Below are 18,474 nucleotides of genomic sequence, written 5' to 3' on the forward strand. Positions count from 1 at the left end.
GATCTCAGGCCAGCGCGTAGCCGGCCTCCTCGACCGCGGCCGCGACGGCGGCCCGATCGAGGGGGCCGTCGCTGGTGACGACGACCGCGCCGGTCTCGTGGGAGGCCTGGACGTCCTGGACGCCGGGGATCTCGCCGACCTCCTCGCGCACCGACATCTCGCAGTGGCCACAGGTCATGCCGGTGACGGTGTAGGTGGTCGTCTCGCTCATCGTCTGCTCCTCCTCAGGACCGGACCAGTCGCGCGATCGCGTCGACGGCCTCGGTCACCTTCGTCCGTGCCTCGGCGTCGTCGCCGGCGCGAGCGGCGTTCACGACGCAGTGGTTCATGTGCTCCTCCAGCAGGCCGATCGAGACGGCGTGCAGGGCCTTCGTCATCGCGGAGACCTGGGTGAGGATGTCGATGCAGTACTTCTCCTCCTCGACCATACGTTGCAGCCCCCGCGCCTGCCCCTCGATGCGGCGCAGCCGCGTGAGGTAGTCGTCCTTGCGCTCGATGTAGCCGTGCCCAGCATGCTCGCCCATGCTGGATACGGTACCCCCCTAGGGTACCTGTGGCAAGGGACCGACCAGGGGTGCGGAGATGCCGACGACCCCCTCGGATCGAGGGGGTCGTCGGGCGGTCGCGGCCGCAGTCAGGCGGACTCGGCGTCAGCGACGCCGAGGATCTCGTCGATCTGGTCCGGGGAGAGGTGCTCCTCGGCCTCGCTCGCGGCGATGATCAGGTTGGTCGTCAGCTCGACCTCGCCGAGCAGGTCGGCGTCCTCGAGCGTCACGTCGAACTGGTCGTGCATCAAGGCCACCTCCTCCCGACGGATCGCATTCTTCTCCGGCTCATGTCTTCAGGCCTTATGCCCCTCCAGCCTAGGCCCAAACCGGTGGCGCAGCCCGGCCCGGTGCCGCCTCGGTCACACCGACGGCGACCCCTACCAGCATGCCCCCGAAACGCGCACAAGGCCCCACCCGAAACGGGTGGGGCCTTGCGACCGGCCTGTCAGGGACAGGTGGTTTGTTCCGCGATCAGATGGCGCGAACGTTCTCCGCCTGCGGGCCCTTGGGACCCTGCGTGACGTCGAACTCGACCTTCTGGTTCTCGTCCAGGGACTTGTAGCCCTGGGTCTGAATCGCCGAGTAGTGCACGAAGACGTCGTCGCCGCCGTCCTCCTGCGCAATGAAGCCGAAACCCTTCTCGGCGTTGAACCACTTCACGGTGCCTTGAGCCATGTGCTCGGTACTCCTGTAATCGGAACGAGAAGCCATCACTTCGACGACTCCGCACCAGATGCGGTGACACGTCGCTCCGACCCGTGATTGACACCACAAAGCAGAAACGCCGTTGGATCACAAACTCCGCGGGCGTCAGACCAGCTGGAACTTGCACCTGTTGCTGGACAAGACAGTACCAAGCAATCGCAGAAAGGGAACCTTTCGGGACCACCGGATCTGCGGGAGCACCCCTGGGGCACGGCTAGGAGGCGACCACGGGCGGAGTCGTCTGGACCGGTTCGGGCAGGTCAGCAAGGGTGCGGGCCAGGTCGTCGGCCGCCGCCGCGGCCACCGCGGCCAGTTCATCGAGATCGTCCTCACGGGGCAGCCGGCCCGCCCGGGCAGCCTCCTCGACCTGGGCACACCGAGCGGCCAGGTCGTCCAGGCCCAGGTTGGCCGCGCTGCCGCGCAGCCCGTGGGCGACCCGGGCCACCTGGTCCGGTCCCGCGTCGCGCGCGTCTCGCATCCGGACCGCGATGCTCGCTGCATCACCGGAGAACCGGCCGGCCATCCGCCGCACCATCTCCGGGTCGAGCCCCTCGCGCAGCAGCTCGGCCACCCGGGCGGCGGCGCCTCGACCGGGACCGGCGACCCACTTGGTCAGCATCGCGGAGAGCAGGGCCAGGTCGACCGGCTTCGCGAGGAACCCGTCCATCCCGGCCTCCAGGCAGCGGTCCCGCTCCTCCGCGACGGCGGCGGCGGTCATCGCGACGATCGGGATCCGGCTCGCCGGGCCCGGCATCGCCCGGATCGCGCGGGTCGCGTCGTAGCCGTCCATCACCGGCATCTGGCAGTCCATCAGCACCAGGTCGAAGCCCCTCGGGTCCTCCGCCACGGCCGCGACGCCGGCGGCGCCGTGCTCGGCCAGCACCACGTCGTACCCGAGCCGGCGCAGCACCCCCTCGGCGACCAGCTGGTTGACCTGGTTGTCCTCCACCACGAGCACCCGGCCGCCGCCCGTCTCGGCCGGCTCCCCGGGGTCACCCCACTCGTCCCACTCGCCGTCGCGGTCCTGACCGCCGTCGCGGTCGCGCGCGGCCTCCTGGCCGGTGTCCCCGCCCGTCCCCGCAGCGTCGCTCGCCGGCGACTGCCGCCCGGACTGGGCGGCGAGCATGTCGCGCAGCCGGGAGGGCAGCACCGGCTTGCCGAGGTAGTCGTCGATGCCGGCGTCGGCCAGCCACTCCTCCTCGGGCTGCATCGCCGAGGTGAGCAGCACCAGGCGGAGCTGGGCGTGCCGCTCCTCGCTGCGCACCAGGCGGGCCAGGTGCTCGCCGTCCGCGCCGGGCATCATGTAGTCGAGCAGCACCACCTGGTAGGACGCCTCGCGAGCGACCGCCGCGTCGAGCTCGACCAGCGCGTCGTACGCCGAGTCCACCGCCAGCACCTCGACGCCCCAGGCCTCGAGCTGCTCGGACAGGATGAAGCGGTTCGTGGCGTTGTCGTCGACGACCAGCACGCGGAGCCCGGCGAGCGGGTCCGTCTGGTCGCTCGGAGCGGACGGCTCGACCTCGGGAACCCCGAAGGCAGCGGTGAACCAGAACGTCGCGCCACTCCCGGGCGCGCTCTCGAGCCCGATCTCGCCACCCATGGCCAGCACGATGCGCCGACTGATCGCCAGTCCGAGCCCGGTGCCGCCGTACTCGCGGGTGGTCGAGCTGTCGGCCTGGGAGAACGGCTTGAAGATGTGCTCCTGGACCTCCGGGGCGACGCCGACGCCGGTGTCTCGCACCTCGACGCGCACGGTCGCCCGGGACCCGCGACCGGTCCGCGACCCGGCACCGGCGGCCCGGATGTGCACCTCGCCCTGCGCTGTGAACTTCACAGCGTTCGCCGCGAGGTTCGTGATGACCTGGCCGAAGCGGACCGGGTCGCCCCGGACCAGCGCGGGCAGGTCGGCGGCGCAGGAGACCACGAGCTCCAGGCCCTTCTCGGCAGCGGTGTCGGCCACCAGGGCCGCGCTCTGCTCGACGATCGTGCGGGGGTCGAAGTCGACCTCCTCGAGGTCGAGGTGGCCGGCCTCGATCTTCGAGAGGTCCAGGACGTCGTTGACCAGCGCCAGCAGCGTGCGCCCGGCCTGGTCGACGCCGCGGGCCAGCCGCCGCTGGTGCGGGTCGAGACGGGTGCGGCCCAACAGCTCGCTGAGCCCGATCACGCCGTTCAGCGGAGTGCGGATCTCGTGGCTCATCGTCGCGAGGAAGTCCGACTTCGCCCGGGACGCGGCCAGGGCCTCGTCCCGCGCCCGGGCCAGCTGCCGGGCGGTGCTGGCCCGCTCCGCGACGTGCGCGAGCAGGGTCAGGCTCTGCTCGAACAGCGCCCGGTCGGCCCGGCCCGGAGCACCGGCCCGCTGGCTGTCGCAGACCACCACACAGGCGACCAGGGCCCCCACCAGGACCGGGCCGGCGACCAGCGTGGTGCCGCGCGGGCCGATGCCCTCGACGATCCGGCGCTCGCGGGCCGCCTGCGCCCCGACCCGCTGCGCGGCGTCCCGCTCCTCCTCGGAGACGGGGTACCAGGCGGCGTCGACGAAGTCGAGGTCCTCGCGGCCCAGCCGGGACGGCGAGCCGACGACCAGCACGGGCCAGCGGGCGTAGGGACGCACGTGCTCGGCGGAGGCGAGCAGGGCGTCCTGGAGGGTGCGGGCCTCGTTCGCGGTCCTGGCCATCGCCCCCAGGAACAGCAGGCCACGCTCCTGCTCCTTGGACTCCGTGACGTCCTGGACGGTGCCGCGCAGGCCGGTCAGCCCGCCGGACGCATCGAACACCGGCAGCCCGCGCACCCGGATCCAGCGCTCCGGCTCGCCGACCTTCGCGACGATCCGGGCGTCGAACTCGATCGCCTCGCCGGCGCTCCTGCTCATCCGGCGGAAGTCGGCGACCGCGGCGTCCCGGTCCTCCTCGCGGATCAGCCCGAAGAACGCGTCGGGGGTCGGCACGAAGTCGGCCGGGAGCCTGCCGTAGACGTGCTCGAGCTCGGAGCACTGCACGACCTCGTCGCCCAGCCCCCACTCCCAGCTGCCGAACCGGCCGATCAGCTGGGCCTCGGCGAGCTGTTCCTCGCGCTGACGGAGCTGGCGGTAGAGCAGCCGGCGCCGGGACGGGAGGTTGACCCGCAGCAGCCAGCCCCGGCGTACGCCGTCGTCGTCGAGGAGCGGCGCGTGGCGCAGCACCGCGAGCACCGGGTCACCGCGGCGGACCACCAGCGTGACCTCGACCTCCTCCTCGGGGTCGGCCGTCCCCGGGTCCCCCGCCGCCGGGGCGTCCGCGACCGGGGCGCCACCGGCCAGCCCGGCGAGGTAGCCGGCCAGCGCGGGGCGGCTCGTGGCGTCGCAGAGGTCGGTCGCCGGGGTGCCGGGCAGCTCGTCGGGCGGTACGCCGACCAGGTCGGCGAAGGTCTGGTTGGCCCAGGTCGTCACGCCGGCGTCGTCGACCACCCAGGCCCCGTCGTGGAGGGCGCGCAGGACCCACGCCGAGACGCGTCCTGCAGTCGACGACCCATCCATGCCGCTCATGGTGCCGCACCGGTCGCCGGTCGGTGTGCGGGTCGCTCCGACTGGTCGGGGTGGTCTCAACCACCCCCGACCGCTCAGCGGCGTACCCGCACCGGCGTGCTCCAGGTGGCGCCGGCCATCGTCTGGCGGCGCACCTCGAGCCAGACCCGGTAGCGGCCGGGGCGCAACGTGGTGCGCACGGTGGCCCGCTTCGTCCAGCCCGAGCGCCACACCCGACGCCCGGCGGCGTTCGCGACCACGACGCGGGCGCTGGTCGCGCTGACCACGCGACGGACGACCCCGACGCGGACGGTCGCGGCCCGGCGCTTCACGGTGACGGTCGGGCGCGCGGCCGGCGTCCACGTGGTCGGGCGGTAGACGTCGACCGGCCGCGCGAAGACGCCGAGCTCGGCCAGGGCCAGGGCCATCCGGTGCGCCATCAGCGTCTCGCCGGTGGCGTTGGGGTGGGCCCCGTCGAAGGTGTGCCGGGCCGGGCTCCACGGCTGCCAGGTCGTGGTCCGGGTGTGGGCGATCGCGACCCGCTCGTCGTCGCCCCACTCCTCGGCGACCATCCGGTTGGCGAGCGCGGTGCGGGCGTTGCGGGTCTGCGGCTGGGCCACGAACGGCCGGGCCCCCGGAGGAATCTCGCCGAGCACGACCCGCACGTCCGGGTCGGCCTCGAAGAGCCGCTCCAGGTAGAGGCCGGTGTCGGCGGCGATCCGGGCCGCGTCGTGGACGGCTGCATCGTTGAAGCCGAGCTGCAGCACCACCACGTCGGGGGCCTGGCTCTCGACGAGCTCGCGCACCCGGCCGAGGTGGTAGGCGAACCGGGTGCCGGCCTGGGCGGCGTGGAACTTCTGGAAGCCGTGGTCGGTGTGGTTGTACAGGTTGGCCCCGCCGCCCTTGGACAGGCCGGTCTGCGGGCCGACGAACGTGGCGGCGACCCGCTGGTCGGAGAACTCGCGCCACAGCCAGTAGCGCCACGTCGTCGAGCCGGACTGGCCCTGGGTCATCGAGTCCCCGACGAACGTGACTCGCAGCGGCGCCCCGTCCTCGATCGAGGCGGCACGGGCCTGGCTCCCGTCGCCCGACCGAAGGGCGAAGCCCGCGACCGGTCCGGGCGCCAGCAGCGTGAGGACGAGCAGCGTCCCGAGCAGGGCTCGCAGGTGCACGGGGGTCTCCAGGGCAGGGGGATCTGAGTCGCATGAGACTAGAGCGACGCATGTGACCTCAGAAGGGGAATGCCCCGATTCGGCGCCAATTCGTGACCGGGGCCACCCCCGACCCGGCGTGTCGCGCTGGACACGCCGCAGGCGAAGACCGATGCTTCGCGTCCCCGACTTCCGGTCCCTGTCGGCCGTCCTCAGGACCCGCAGCCCTGTGGGACGCTGCCGAGATGACCGCCTTCGTCTCCCACACGACCATCGACTGCCGCAACGCCTACGAGCTCTCCGAGTGGTGGAAGCAGGTGCTCGGGTACGTCGACGTCGCCGGTGACCCGAACCTGCCGGGACACGAGGAGTGCATGATCGTGGACCCCGAGAGCGGCCACCGGCTGCTGTTCATCGAGGTCCCGGACGAGAAGTCCGGCAAGAACCGCCTCCACCTCGACCTGGCCCCCCGGTCCGGGACCCGCGACGACCAGTTGGTGCAGCTGCTGGGTCTGGGCGCCACCGAGGTCGCCGACCTGCGCGGGAAGTACGGCCCGGGAACCGGGTGGGTGGTGCTCGCCGACCCGGAGGGCAACGAGTTCTGCATCCTGCGCTCGGAGGCCGAGCGGGCGGCCGCTCCCGTGTCCTGAGCGGATCCCGCGGGCGGGGTCGGCCGCGTCTGCGTGGCCGGCTCGGGTTGGTGACTGGTGTCTGCGGGCTGGTGTCGGGGCTGGTGTCAGCGAGCTGGTGTCTGCGGGGTCAGCGGTGAGCCAGCCACCGAATCGGGCAGGTAAACCGTGGCCAGCTCACCGCCAGACCCAGCCGCCCCCGCCAGCGGTGAGCCAGCCACCGAACCAATCAACCGAACCAGGCAGGTAAACCGTGGCCAGCTCACCGCCAAACCCAGCGGAGCCGCCGGAGCCGCCAGACCCGCCAGACCGGCCGAGCCCAGCCAACCCGGGCACCCGTCAGGGCTGGAAGACGACCTTGACCATGCCTTCCTGCTTCTTCTGGAAGTGCTCGTAGGCCCGCGGCGCCTCGGAGAGCGGGAGGTGATGGGTCGCGAACGACTCCACCCCGAAGATGTCCTCGTCCTGGCTGACCATGCCGAGCAGCTCGTCGGTCCAGCGGCGCACGTTGGCCTGGCCCATCCGCAGCTGCACCTGCTTGTCGAAGAGCTGCATCATCGGCATCGGGTCCGCGGCCCCGCCGTACACGCCGGAGATCGAGATGGTGCCGCCCCGGCGGACGGCCTCGATGGCGGTGTGCAGCGCGGCGAGGCGGTCGATGCCGGCATTCTTCATCAGCGGCTCGGAGATCGCGTCGGGCAGCATCCCGGTGATCTTCTGCACGAGCCCCGCGGCCGGCGAGCCGTGGGCCTCCATGCCGACGGCGTCGACGACCGAGTCCGGGCCGCGACCGCCGGTGGCCTCGCGGACCACCTCCGCGACCCCGCCGACCTGGTTGGCCTCGTCCAGGTTGACGACCTCGGCGCCGAACGCCGCGACCCGGGCCAGCCGCTCCGGGACCCGGTCCACGCTGATCACCCGGTGGCCGGCACGGATGGCCATCCGGGCGGTCATGTCGCCGATCGGGCCGGCGCCCATCACCAGGAGGGTGCCGCCGTCGGGGACGTCGGCGTACTGCAGCGCCTGCCAGGCGGTGGGCAGTACGTCGGAGAGGAACAGGAACCGGTCGTCGGAGGGGCCCTCGGGCACCTTGACCGGCAGGAAGTTCGCGAACGGCACCCGCAGGTACTCCGCCTGGCCGCCGGGCACCTGGCCGTAGAGCTTGCTGTAGCCGAAGAAGCTGGCGCCGGTGCCGTGCTCGTGGTTCTGCGTGGTCTCGCACTGGCTGAACAGCTGGCGCTCGCACATCCAGCAGGAGCCGCACGAGACGTTGAAGGGGACGACCACCCGGTCGCCGACCTTGAGGTTGGTGACCTCGCTGCCGATCTCCTGGACGATGCCCATCGGCTCGTGGCCGACGACGTCGCCGGGCTCCATGAACGGCGCGAGGGTCTCGTACAGGTGCAGGTCGGAGCCGCACAGTCCGCTCGAGGTGACCTTGATGATCGCGTCGGTCGGCTCCTCGATCCGGGGATCGGGAACGTCGATGACGCGCATGTCGTGCACGCCCTGCCAGGTCACGGCCTTCACTACGCACTCCTTCGTCGGGGATCTGGTGCGTAGGGGCGGTAGCCGATCGGCGGCGCCGGCATGCGGCCCGGGTCAGCCGATCCAGTAGCGCCGCTTCGGCTTCCCACCCTCGACCGGGACCACGTCCTCGAGCACGCCACCGCAGCGCTCGATGGTCGCCGCGGACGCGAGGTTGTCGTCGTCGCAGGTCAGCAGCGCCTTCTCCACCCCGACGGCCCGAGCGACCTCGAGGGACTGGCACAGGATCTCGGTGGCGTACCCGCGGCGGCGGTGCGCGGGACGCACGCCGTACCCGATGTGGCCGCCGTACCGCAGCAGCCAGTCGTTGAGGTCGTGGCGGATCGAGACCCGGCCGACCAGCTCCCCGCCGACCTCGGCGACCAGGAACGACGCGGGCACCCGGCCCGGCGGCAGGTCCACGCCGCGACGCTCGGCGGCGTACGACGCCAGCAGGTCCGCCCAGGGCAGGCCCGGCTCCCAACCGCTCAGGAACTCGAAGTGGTCGGCGGCGAGCTCCTCGTGGGCCCGCACCGCCTCCGTCTCGTCCTCGGCCCTCAGCGTCCGCAGCACCAGCCCGCTCATGGCCGAATTCTGCCCTGTCCGGGTGGCACGGACGTGACTACCGTGGCTGCCATGAGCGAGAGCCCCGGACCGCCCTCCCCGGCACAGGCCCGCACCGAGGCCGAGTCCCTGCTCGCCGTCCTCGAGCGCAACCGGCGCACGTTCGCCTGGAAGACCTCGGGGGTCGACGAGGCCGGCCTGCGGGCGACCACGGCCGCCAGCTCGATGACGCTCGGCGGCCTGGTCAAGCACCTGGCCCTGGTGGAGACCGACTGGCTGGCGGTCAAGCTCGCCGGCGGCGAGTACGGCGACCCCTGGGAGACGGCCGACTTCGACGCCGACCCGGACTGGGAGTGGACCACTGGCGCGCTGGACGGCCCCCAGGCGGTGCACGGGCTGTGGCAGGCCGCGGTCGATCGCTCCCGCGGCGTGGTCACCGCGGTGATCGAGGAGCGCGGCCTCGACGGGCCGGCGTCCTTCACCTGGCCGGACGGCCAGACCCCCACGGTCCGCGCCGTGATCCTGGATCTGATCGAGGAGTACGCCCGCCACGTCGGCCACGCGGACCTGCTGCGCGAGGCGGTCGACGGCCGGGTGGGCGAGGACGCGCCCGACGACTTCCGCTTCTAGGCGGACAGCTGTAGACCGGCGGAGCGGGTGTCGGCGAAAGCCGTACCACACCCGGATCCCGCTTGTACGGTCGGCGGGCTCGCCGTGGACGCCGCGGTCGAGCGCGTGCAGGCGGACCCGCGTGCGCGCCCTCGCCACCAGGAAGCACGCCGATGACCGATCAGACCATGCCCCCGCCCGGTGGCAGCGCCGAGAGGCCGCCCACCGCCCCGCCCACCGCCCCGCCGGTCGGGCCGCCGGTCGGGCCGCCGGTCGGCCCGCCGACGTCACCGCCCCCCGGCTACGCGCCGGCGCCGGCCTACGCACCGGCGCAGGCCGCGCCGGCGTACGCACCCGGGCCGTATCAGGGCGGTGCCGGCCCGATCGGTCAGGTCCGCAGCACCGGCACCTGCATCGCGCTGGCCATCTGCACCCTGGGCATCTACTCGATCGTCTGGTTCTACAAGGTCCACCAGGAGATGAAGGAACACACCGGCACCGGCCTCGGCGGGGGCGTCGCCCTGCTGCTGGCGCTCCTGGTCAGCATCGTGATGCCGTACGTGACCGCGGGCGAGGTCGGCAACCTCTACCGCCGCCGCAACCAGCCCGCGCCGGTCTCCGGCACCACCGGTCTGTGGTACTTCCCGGGCTCGTTCATCCTGGTCGGCCCGATCGTGTGGTTCGTCAAGACCAACGGGGCCCTGAACTCCTACTGGCGCAGCCAGGGCGCGGCCTGAGCGGTTCCGGATCGGCGCTCGGGCGCCGTCATTCCGGCATCCCTCAGGCGGCCTGGCGGCGGCGGTAGTCGCGCGGGGACTCCCCGTGGACCCGCTTGAAGGCGGCACTGAGCGCGAACGGCGTGCCGTAGCCGACCCGGGCGGCGATGGCGGCGATCGTCTGGTCGGTGCCGGCGAGCAGGTCGGCGGCCAGGGCCAGGCGCCACCGGGTGAGGTAGGTCAACGGCGGCTCCCCCATCCGTGCCGTGAAGCGGCGCGCCAGCGCCGCCCGCGAGAGGCCTACGTGGTCGGCGAGGGACGCCACGGTCCAGGGCCGCTCCGGGTGCTCCTCCATGGCCCGCAGCACCCGCCCGACCAGGGGGTCGGCCGCGGTGCCGGACGGCTCGGCGAGCGCCGCGCGGGCGCAGCGCACCACCAGCAGGTCCAGCAGCCGGTCGAGCACGGCGGACTGGCCGGGCTCGTCGCCGACGAGCTCGGTGGCGAAGAGCTCGACCAGCCGGGGGTCCAGGTCGTGCAGGACCAGCTGCTCGGGCAGCCGGGACAGCACCAGGGACCCCACCGACGTCTCCTGCTCGTAGGTGCCGATCAGCATCACCGTCGCGTCGGCGGTGCGACTGTTGCCCCAGGTCCGCACCCCCAGCCGGAGGTCCTCGGCCAGCAGCCGGCCGTGCGGGTCGACACAGACCTGGCCCGGGAGGATCCGGATGTCGGCGGGGGTCGAGGCGGAGTCGGCGACGGTGTACGGCGCCGGGCCGCGGACCACCACGACGTCCCCCACGCCGACCTCGGTCGACTCCCGCCCGCGGGTGAACGTCGCTCGGCCACGCGCCATCACGACCACCGTCAGCGGCGCCCGGTCCTCGACGGTCAGCGACCAGGTGCCCTCGAAGACCGCCTTCAGCGCGAAGGCCCGCTGAGCGCGCGGACCGTCGAACAGTGCACTGACGGCGTCCATGAAGAGACGTTCGCACATGATCGTGCGCGTCACAAGCATTCTGATCGTCCACCGAGGCGGCCACGGTGGAGCCATGACCACTCTCATCACTGGCGGCACCGGCAAGACCGGTAGCCGCGTCGCCCACCGCCTGACCACGCTCGGCCGGCCCGTCCGCGCCGTGTCCCGCCACAGCGAGCCGAGGTTCGACTGGCACGACGCCACGACCTGGGACGCCGCTCTCGACGGCTGCACCGCCGCCTACGTCTGCTTCCAGCCCGACCTCGGCCTCCCCGGTGCCGACGAGATCGTCGGCGCGTTCGCCCGGCGCGCCGTCGACCTCGGGTGCACCCGACTGGTGCTCCTCTCCGGACGGGGCGAGGAGGGCGCCCGGCGCTCGGAGGCAGCGCTCGTGGGCGCGGGCCCGGACTGGACGATCCTGCGCTCGTCGTTCTTCTTCCAGAACTTCACCGAGTCGTTCTGGGCCGAGGAGCTCGACACGGGCTCGCTCACGATGGTGGAGAGCACGGCGCCCGAGCCCTTCGTGGACGTCGAGGACGTCGCTGACGTCGCGGTGGCCGCGCTCCTGGACCCGGCGCACGTGGGCCGGGTCCACGAGCTCACCGGCCCGCGGCTGATCCGGTTCGCCGACATCGCTGCGGAGATCGCCGACGCGTCCGGACGGCCGGTCGACTTCCGGGAGCTGCCGGCCGAGGAGTACGCCGCGGCGCTGGTGGCCGCCGGCCTCGAGGCCGACGACGCCGCGGGGCTGGCCGCCCTGTTCGACGAGGTGCTCGACGGCCGCAACGCCCACCTGGACCCCGGTGTCCGCGACGTCCTCGGCCGCGACCCGCGGGACTTCGCGGCGTTCGCTGCGGACGCGCTCGTGCCGACGGCCCGTGGCTGACAGGTGCGATGACAGTCATGGCTGACGGCATGGACAGCGTGCTGCTGGCCGGCGGGCGGGCCCTCAGCGGCCTGCTCGCCGGCACCTACCTGGCCTTCGTGGTGGCGGTGATGCCGTCCCTGCGGGGTGTGTCCGACGAGACCTTCGTGCGGGTGATGAACCGGATCAACGTCGTCATCGTCAACCCGGTCTTCCTGGCGCTGTTCCTGGGCGCCCCGGCGCTCGCCGTGCTGCTGGCCGCCCTGCGTCGCGACCCGGTGACGATCGCGGCGGCCGTGGCCGCGGTGGTCGCGCTCGTGATCACGTTCGCGGTCAACATCCCGCTCAACGAGGCCCTGGCCCGGGGCGGGTCCCGCGATGCGTTCGAGTCGGCCTGGGTGCGCTGGCACGACGTACGCACGGTGGCCGCGGCCGCGGCGTTCGTGCTGCTGTGCGTCCCCGGCAGGTGACGGTCCTGTAAGCCCCGGGCCGGGTGGCTGGTGCTGTCAGGACCGCTCGACGGCCTCGGCCAGCTCGGCCAGCGACGTGAACCGGTGGTCGGGGGTGACGACCTGCTGCGGGGCCGGGGTCGCACCGAAGCCGTCCTGGCCGGCACGGCGCTCGATCCAGCAGGTCGCGACGCCGAGCCAGCTGGCCGTGGTGAGGTCGTGGTACTGGCTCTGGGCCACGTGCAGCCAGTCCTGACGCCCGTAGCCCTGGACCCGCTGCCGGTCGGCGCAGTAGGTGAAGACCTGGGGATCGGGCTTGTTGACCCCGACGTCCTCGGCGGTGACCGTGTCGTCGAACGGGTCGCCGAGCGTGGCCGCCAACTGCGCCAGCGCCCAGTTGTCGGCGTTGGTCAGCGCCACCAGGCGGTAGTGCTGACCGAGCCGCGCCAGCGCTGCGGGGGCGTCGGGGAACGCCGGCCAGCGGCGGATCGAGTCGCGCAGCGCCGCGGCGTACTCCTCGGTGGCGGGCAGGCCCACCTCCCCGGCCAGGCGCTGGTAGATCGGCTCCAGCATCTGGGTGAACGGCAGCTCCGGGGTCAGCCGCTGCTGCTCGTCCTCGGCGGCCGCGAACCGCGCCAGGGCGTGCTCGTCGCTGAGGGCGACGCCCTCGGTCCGGGCGATCTCCTGGAGGCAGTCCAGGATCCCGCGCTCGAAGTCGATCAGGGTGCCGACGACGTCGAAGCTCAGCCAGCGGTACTCCGCCAGCCTGCGGGCCTCGTCCTTCGCCGATGGCGTCCGGCTCATCCACGTCCTCCCCTGCTCGGTGCCAGCGCGAGCCTAGCCAGAGGTGGCCAGAGGTGGATGGAGCGCCGGCGGCCTGCCCGGACAGTGGCGCGGGCCGGCGCTGGCCCGAATCGGGGGAGGCCGGGCGGCCGGGCGGCGACCGACAGTAGAAGGCGTGTCCCTGCTCGGGAGGTAGACGCCATGCCAACTCTTCGCAAGATCGTTGCCGCGACCGTCTGCGCCCTGACGGCGGCCACGCTCTCGGTCGTCCCCGACGCGGCACGCACCGCGGCGTACGCCGACCCGCCGACGGGCGGGACCACGATCGTCTCGGAGACGTTCACCGGCACCTCGGTCGCGGATCCGTCCTGGACGGTCCAGGGCGACACCTGCCTGACCGGAGCCCGGACGGCTCCGCCGGCGGGCGCGGCGCAGATCCCGACCTGCGCCACCCACCGGACCGGCCCGGTGCCGGCGCTCGGCGCCACCCCCGGCTATCTGCAGCTGACCGACGCCAGCACCCAGACCGCGGGCAGCGCGCTGTACAACCGGCCGATCCCGGCCACCGCCGGGGTGACCATCACCTTCGACCAGTTCCAGTACGGCGGCACCGGGGCCGACGGCATCGGGTTCTTCCTCGTGGACGGCTCCACCGACCTGACCCGCACCGGCGCGCCCGGCGGCAGCCTGGGGTACGCACAGCGCACCGCCGAGGGCGGCGTCCCCGAGCCGGGCGTCGAGGGGGGCGTGCTCGGAGTCGGGCTGGACGCCTACGGCAACTACTTCGACGACGGCGAGAGCCGCGGGACGGGCTGCCCCGAGAACGAGCGCTCGTCCTCGACCGCCGAGGGCGCGGTGGCCCCCAACGTGATCACGCTGCGCGGCCCCGGGGAGGGCCTCACCGGCTACTGCTACCTCGCCTCGACCACGCCCGCTGACCCCGCGGACCCGAACGACCCGGGCACCACGCTCAACGGCGGCACCGGGACGCTGCGGGCCCGGACCCTCGCCGGGTCCTGGCGCCAGGTGAACGTCACGGTCACCCCCGCCCCGGACCCGCGCGTGATCGTCCAGGTCCGGTACAACCCCAGCAACCCCAACGACCCGTGGATCACCGAGCTCGACGTTCCCGCTCCCCCGGACCTGCCGAGCACCTACAAGTTCGGGCTCTCGGGCTCCACCGGCGGCGTGACCGACGTCCACCTGATCCGCAACGCAGTGGTCCGGTCGGTCAACCCGCTCGCCGAGCTGCAGCTGGAGAAGCAGGTCGACCGCAGCGCCGGCACCCTGCCCGCCGTCATCACCGCCGGCACGGTCATCCCCTACCAGTACACCGTCACCAACGCCGGGACGGAGACGTTGTCGACACTGGCGATCGCCGACGACACGATCACCGGTCCGATCACCTGCGACGCCACCACACTGACCCCAGCCCCGGCGCCCGGGTCGACCACTGTGTGCCGGGGCACCTACACCGTCACCGCGGACGACGTCGCCGCCGGCGAGGTCGTCAACACCGCCACGGCGACCGCCCAGCGGCCCGACGGCGACCAGGTGACCTCCCCGGAGGCCACGGTCACCGTCCCGCTGGTCTCCAGCCTCGACCTGACCAAGACCGTGGAGACCGACCCGCCGTACGCCGCCGGCCAGCAGGTCGAGTACCTCTACACGGTGACGAACATCGGCGGGTCCACGGTGACGAACATCGCCGTCACCGACGACCGCGTCTCCTCCGCGGACCTGCTGTGCGGGGAGAACGTGCTGGCCCCGGGTGCCTCGACCACCTGCACCGGCACCTACACCGTGGACACCAGCCAGGCCGACGCCTCCGGCAGCATCGTCAACACCGCCGTCGCCACGGGCGAGACCCCGGCCGGCCAGGAGGTCGAGTCGCCCGAGGCCCAGGCCGCGCTCGCGGTGAACACCGACATCGCCGTCACCAAGACCGTCGACGACCCCACCCCCGACGTCGGCGCCACCGTCACCTTCACCGTCACCGCGACCAACAACGGGCCCGCGGCCGCCACCGACGTCGTCATCACCGACCTGCTTCCCGCCGGCCGGCTCACCCTGCTGACGTCCAGCACCGGCGGGCCGCAGGGGTCCACCTACACCGACGCCTCCGGGCGCTGGTCGATCCCGGCGCTGGCCGTCGGGAACGCCGTGACGCTGACCCTGACCGCCCGCGTGGACACCAACGGCGTGGTGTCGAACACCGCCAGCCTGACCAGGCTCGACCAGCTCGACACCAACGCGGCCAACAACACCGCCACGGTGACGCTCAACCCCGCCAGCCTCGACCTGGCCGTGACCAAGGAGGTGATCGGCCTCCAGGAGGTCGCGGCGGGGCAGACCGTCACGTTCCGGGTCACCGTCACCAACAACGGCCCGCTCCCCGGCACCGGCATCACCGTGACCGACACCCTGCCGCCGGGGCTGGACTACCGTCCTGCGGACTCCGGTGGCACCGGCACCTACGACCCGGCCACCGACACATGGACCATCGGCTCGCTCGCCGTCGACGGGACCGCCACGTACGACTTCGTCCTCGACACCACCGCCGCCGGGACGTTCACCAACGTGGCCAGCCTCGCCACCGTCTCCCCCGTCGACATCAACAGCGCGAACGACTCCGCGTCGGCGACCGTCGACGTGCGGATCCCGGCCGCCGACCTCGCCATCGTCAAGGGCGTCTCCCCGGAGGAGGCGGTCGTCGGGGACACGGTCACCTACACGGTCACGGTCCTCAACCGCGGCCCCGACCCGGTCACCGGCGTCTACGTCACCGACACCGGCCCGGAGGGGGTGACCGTCCTGGAGAGCACGCCCTCCCAGGGCACCGTCGACGTCCCGGGGGCCCGATGGAACGTCGGCACCCTGGCCTCGGGCGGCTCCGCCACCCTCACCGTCACCGCGCGGCTCGACACGGCCGGGACCAAGGTCAACCTCGTCACGGTGGACGCGCCACTCCTCGACGACCCGACCCCGGCCGACAACGAGTCCACCGCGACAGTGACCACCCTGGCCCCGGCGGTCGACGTCGGCGTCACCAAGTCCGTCGCGGCTGCCGGTGGCGGGTCCGCCTCGGAGATCCCGCTCGGCCAGGACGCGGTGTTCACCGTCACCGCCACCAACAACGCGGTCTCCGGACAACCGGCCACCACGGCCACGAACCTCGTCTTCGCCGATCTCCTCGAGGACGGGCTGACGCTCGTCTCCGCCACCGGCGACGGCACCTTCGACGCCGACACCGGCACCTGGACCGTCGCCTCCCTCCCGGTCGGGAGCACTGTCACGCTCACGATCCGGGCCACCGGCACCGTCGTCGGCCAGCGCACCAACACGATCAGCCTGCTCAACCTGGACCAGCGCGACATCGACGAGACGAACAACTCCGCCTCTGCGAACGCGACCTTCGTCGAGCTCGCCGACCTCGAGGTGAGCAAGAGCGTCGACCCGCCGACGGCCCAGCCCGGTGACACGGTGACCTACACCGTCGCCGTCACCAACAACGGCCCCAACGCCACCGACGACACCATCCTCAACGACCCGGCCCTGGTCCCGGCCACCATCACCGGACACACCGTCGACAACGGCACCTTCGACGAGGAGACCCGCACCTGGACGATCCCGCGGCTGGAGTCGGGCGAGACGGCGACGCTGACCGTCTCGGTGCTCGTCAGCACCCAGGCGACGGGGCACAACCGCAACCTGGTCGTCATCCAGCAGTCGCGGGTCGACGACCCGAACCCCGACAACAACATCGACAACGCCGAGCTGTTCGTCCCCGCCGCGGACATCGCCGTCAACAAGACCGTCGATGATCCCACCCCGGTGCTCGGCGACACCGTCGAGTTCGCCATCGGGGTGCGCAACCTCGGCCCGGACACCGCCGAGGACGTCACGGTCGACGACCTGCTGCCCCCCGGGCTCACCTACGTCAGCAGCACGACGACCGTCGGGACCTACGACCCCGACACCGGGGTCTGGGAGATCGGCGACCTCGCGCCCGTCGACCTCCCCGCCACCGGCGACCAGGCGGTCCTGCGGATCACCGCCCGGGCCACCCAGATCGGCACGCTCACCAACACCGCCACCTCCGACCGGTCGGACGGCCTCCCGTACGACCCCGACCTGACCAACAACACCGACTCCGTGTCCGTGGAGAGCAGTGAGGAGCCGGCGCTCGAGCTCGTGAAGACGGCGAGCCCGAGCACGGTGACCGCCGCCGGCCAGCAGGTGACCTACCTGTTCCGCGTCACGAACACCGGCAACGTCCCTATCAGCGAGATCACCATCGACGAGGAGACCTTCACCGGCTCCGGCAGCCTGCCCGCGCCGACCTGCCCACCGGAGGCGGACAGCCTGGCCCCCGGCGCCAGCGTCACCTGCACGAGCGTCTACACCGTGACCGCGGCCGACCTGGCCGGAGCGCAGCTGCGCAACACCGCCCGCGCGACCGGCACCGACCCCGCCCGCTCCCCGACGTCCTCCGAGCCCGACGGCGCCGTCGTCGGCGTGCAGCCACCTGCTCGCACCGAGCCGCGCCTGCGCACCCGCACCTCGGACCAGCGCGTCCGGCCCGGCGAGCGGTTCCACGACCGGGTCCGCGTCACCCGGCTCGCTCCGGGCACGACGGTCCCGGCGACCGCCCGCCTCTACGGACCCTTCCGGTCCCGCGCGGCCGCCAGCTGCCGGCCGGCGAACCTGGCGCGCACCGTCACCTGGCGGGCCCCGGCCGGGTGGAGCCGGACCCCGGCCGTGCGCGTCGGTGAGCCCGGCGTCTACACCTGGCGGGTGACCACGGAGCGGACCGCGGCGAACGGCGCCGCGTCCAGCCGGTGCGGCCTCGCCTCGGAGACGACGACCGTCGCGAAGCCCCGCTACCGGCCCCCGGTCATCGCCGGCGGGTTCTCCGGCACGCTGCCGGGCCGCGAGTCCGGCCGGGCCGCGCCCACCGTCGTCCGTGCCCCCGGCATCGGACTCAACGCGACGGTCGTCCCCGCCACCGTGAAGCGGGGCCGGATGGGGCTCCCCGCGGACGTCGACGTGACCAGCTGGCTGCGCAGGTCCGCCGGGTACGGCGACCGGATCGGCACCGCCGTCATCGCCGGCCACGTGTCCGACCGCCGGGACAGCCCCGGCGCCCTGTGGGGCCTGCGCCGGGCCTCCCGAGGCCAGGCCGTCGCCGTCGCGAGCGGCGGCCAGACCTTCCGGTACCGGGTGACGGGCACGACGACGTACGACCGGACCCGGAGGCTGCCGCGGCGGTTCTTCTCGACGACCGGAGCACACCGACTGGTCCTCATCAGCTGCACCGGCCGGGTCGTCTACGGCAACGGCCGCTTCCACTACACGAAGTACCAGGTCGTCGTCGCCAAGGCCGTCGGGAAGACCGCGGTCCGCTAGGCGGCCGCGCCGCGCAGACCGACGACCCCGCGCCGGAACCGTGG

16 protein-coding genes are annotated in these 18,474 nt (G+C 73.0%); 6 read left to right on the forward strand and 10 right to left on the reverse strand.

What is annotated here, in order from left to right:
• Window positions 1-4: 4 nt before the first annotated feature.
• The 6 genes from EBO35_RS17345 to EBO35_RS17365 all read right to left on the reverse strand — a co-directional run bounded on the left by EBO35_RS17345 (window position 5) and on the right by EBO35_RS17365 (window position 5,924).
• The gene (locus EBO35_RS17345) at window positions 5-211 is read right to left on the reverse strand and encodes a heavy-metal-associated domain-containing protein (protein WP_122818836.1); all 207 of its coding nucleotides are present in this window, start codon (window positions 209-211) and stop codon (window positions 5-7) included.
• Between the two features lie 13 nt (window positions 212-224).
• Window positions 225-524, reverse strand: a complete 300-nt coding sequence (locus EBO35_RS17350) for a metal-sensitive transcriptional regulator (RefSeq protein WP_122818837.1) — start codon at window positions 522-524, stop codon at window positions 225-227.
• Window positions 525-634: 110 nt separating this feature from the next.
• Complete coding sequence (locus tag EBO35_RS19610; RefSeq protein WP_164478022.1) at window positions 635-793, reverse strand: hypothetical protein; 159 nt, start codon at window positions 791-793, stop codon at window positions 635-637.
• Window positions 794-1,019: 226 nt separating this feature from the next.
• Window positions 1,020-1,223, reverse strand: coding sequence for a cold-shock protein (locus EBO35_RS17355; RefSeq protein WP_122818838.1), 204 nt, complete (start codon window positions 1,221-1,223; stop codon window positions 1,020-1,022).
• A gap of 244 nt (window positions 1,224-1,467) precedes the next feature.
• Entirely contained in the window at window positions 1,468-4,764 is a 3,297-nt protein-coding gene (locus tag EBO35_RS17360) for a response regulator (protein WP_164478023.1), read from the reverse strand.
• 83 nt (window positions 4,765-4,847) lie between these two features.
• The gene (locus EBO35_RS17365) at window positions 4,848-5,924 is read right to left on the reverse strand and encodes an SGNH/GDSL hydrolase family protein (protein WP_122818840.1); all 1,077 of its coding nucleotides are present in this window, start codon (window positions 5,922-5,924) and stop codon (window positions 4,848-4,850) included.
• A 224-nt stretch (window positions 5,925-6,148) separates the two neighbouring features.
• On the opposite strand from EBO35_RS17365, the gene EBO35_RS17370 reads away from it, so the two are divergent.
• Window positions 6,149-6,553, forward strand: a complete 405-nt coding sequence (locus tag EBO35_RS17370) for a VOC family protein (protein WP_122818841.1) — start codon at window positions 6,149-6,151, stop codon at window positions 6,551-6,553.
• A 318-nt stretch (window positions 6,554-6,871) separates the two neighbouring features.
• On the opposite strand, the gene EBO35_RS17375 is transcribed toward EBO35_RS17370, so the two are convergent.
• Window positions 6,872-8,062: a zinc-dependent alcohol dehydrogenase gene (locus EBO35_RS17375; protein ID WP_122818842.1), complete on the reverse strand. Its 1,191-nt coding sequence runs from the start codon at window positions 8,060-8,062 to the stop codon at window positions 6,872-6,874.
• Window positions 8,063-8,134: 72 nt separating this feature from the next.
• Window positions 8,135-8,644, reverse strand: a complete 510-nt coding sequence (locus EBO35_RS17380) for a GNAT family N-acetyltransferase (RefSeq protein WP_122818843.1) — start codon at window positions 8,642-8,644, stop codon at window positions 8,135-8,137.
• 51 nt (window positions 8,645-8,695) lie between these two features.
• On the opposite strand from EBO35_RS17380, the gene EBO35_RS17385 reads away from it, so the two are divergent.
• Window positions 8,696-9,253 (forward strand): DinB family protein, encoded by a 558-nt coding sequence (locus tag EBO35_RS17385; RefSeq protein WP_122818844.1) that lies wholly within the window; start codon window positions 8,696-8,698, stop codon window positions 9,251-9,253.
• A 152-nt stretch (window positions 9,254-9,405) separates the two neighbouring features.
• Window positions 9,406-9,969: a DUF4234 domain-containing protein gene (locus EBO35_RS17390; protein WP_206422595.1), complete on the forward strand. Its 564-nt coding sequence runs from the start codon at window positions 9,406-9,408 to the stop codon at window positions 9,967-9,969.
• Between the two features lie 43 nt (window positions 9,970-10,012).
• On the opposite strand, the gene EBO35_RS17395 is transcribed toward EBO35_RS17390, so the two are convergent.
• Window positions 10,013-10,942, reverse strand: a complete 930-nt coding sequence (locus EBO35_RS17395; RefSeq protein ID WP_241153756.1) for a cupin domain-containing protein — start codon at window positions 10,940-10,942, stop codon at window positions 10,013-10,015.
• 55 nt (window positions 10,943-10,997) lie between these two features.
• Here EBO35_RS17395 and EBO35_RS17400 point away from each other — a divergent pair, with 55 nt between their 5' ends.
• A complete protein-coding gene (locus EBO35_RS17400) occupies window positions 10,998-11,810 on the forward strand; it encodes an SDR family oxidoreductase (RefSeq protein WP_122818846.1) in 813 nt (270 codons plus the stop codon).
• 17 nt (window positions 11,811-11,827) lie between these two features.
• A complete protein-coding gene (locus EBO35_RS17405; RefSeq protein WP_164478024.1) occupies window positions 11,828-12,259 on the forward strand; it encodes an anthrone oxygenase family protein in 432 nt (143 codons plus the stop codon).
• Window positions 12,260-12,295: 36 nt separating this feature from the next.
• Here EBO35_RS17405 and EBO35_RS17410 read toward each other — a convergent pair whose 3' ends face one another.
• The gene (locus tag EBO35_RS17410; RefSeq protein ID WP_122818848.1) at window positions 12,296-13,042 is read right to left on the reverse strand and encodes an HAD-IA family hydrolase; all 747 of its coding nucleotides are present in this window, start codon (window positions 13,040-13,042) and stop codon (window positions 12,296-12,298) included.
• A 180-nt stretch (window positions 13,043-13,222) separates the two neighbouring features.
• Between EBO35_RS17410 and EBO35_RS17415 the strand changes: the two genes are divergently transcribed.
• Window positions 13,223-18,430: a DUF7507 domain-containing protein gene (locus EBO35_RS17415; RefSeq protein ID WP_122818849.1), complete on the forward strand. Its 5,208-nt coding sequence runs from the start codon at window positions 13,223-13,225 to the stop codon at window positions 18,428-18,430.
• Window positions 18,431-18,474: the final 44 nt, after the last annotated feature.

The sequence above is a fragment of the Nocardioides pantholopis genome, assembly GCF_003710085.1.
GTDB classification, from domain to species: domain Bacteria; phylum Actinomycetota; class Actinomycetes; order Propionibacteriales; family Nocardioidaceae; genus Nocardioides; species Nocardioides pantholopis.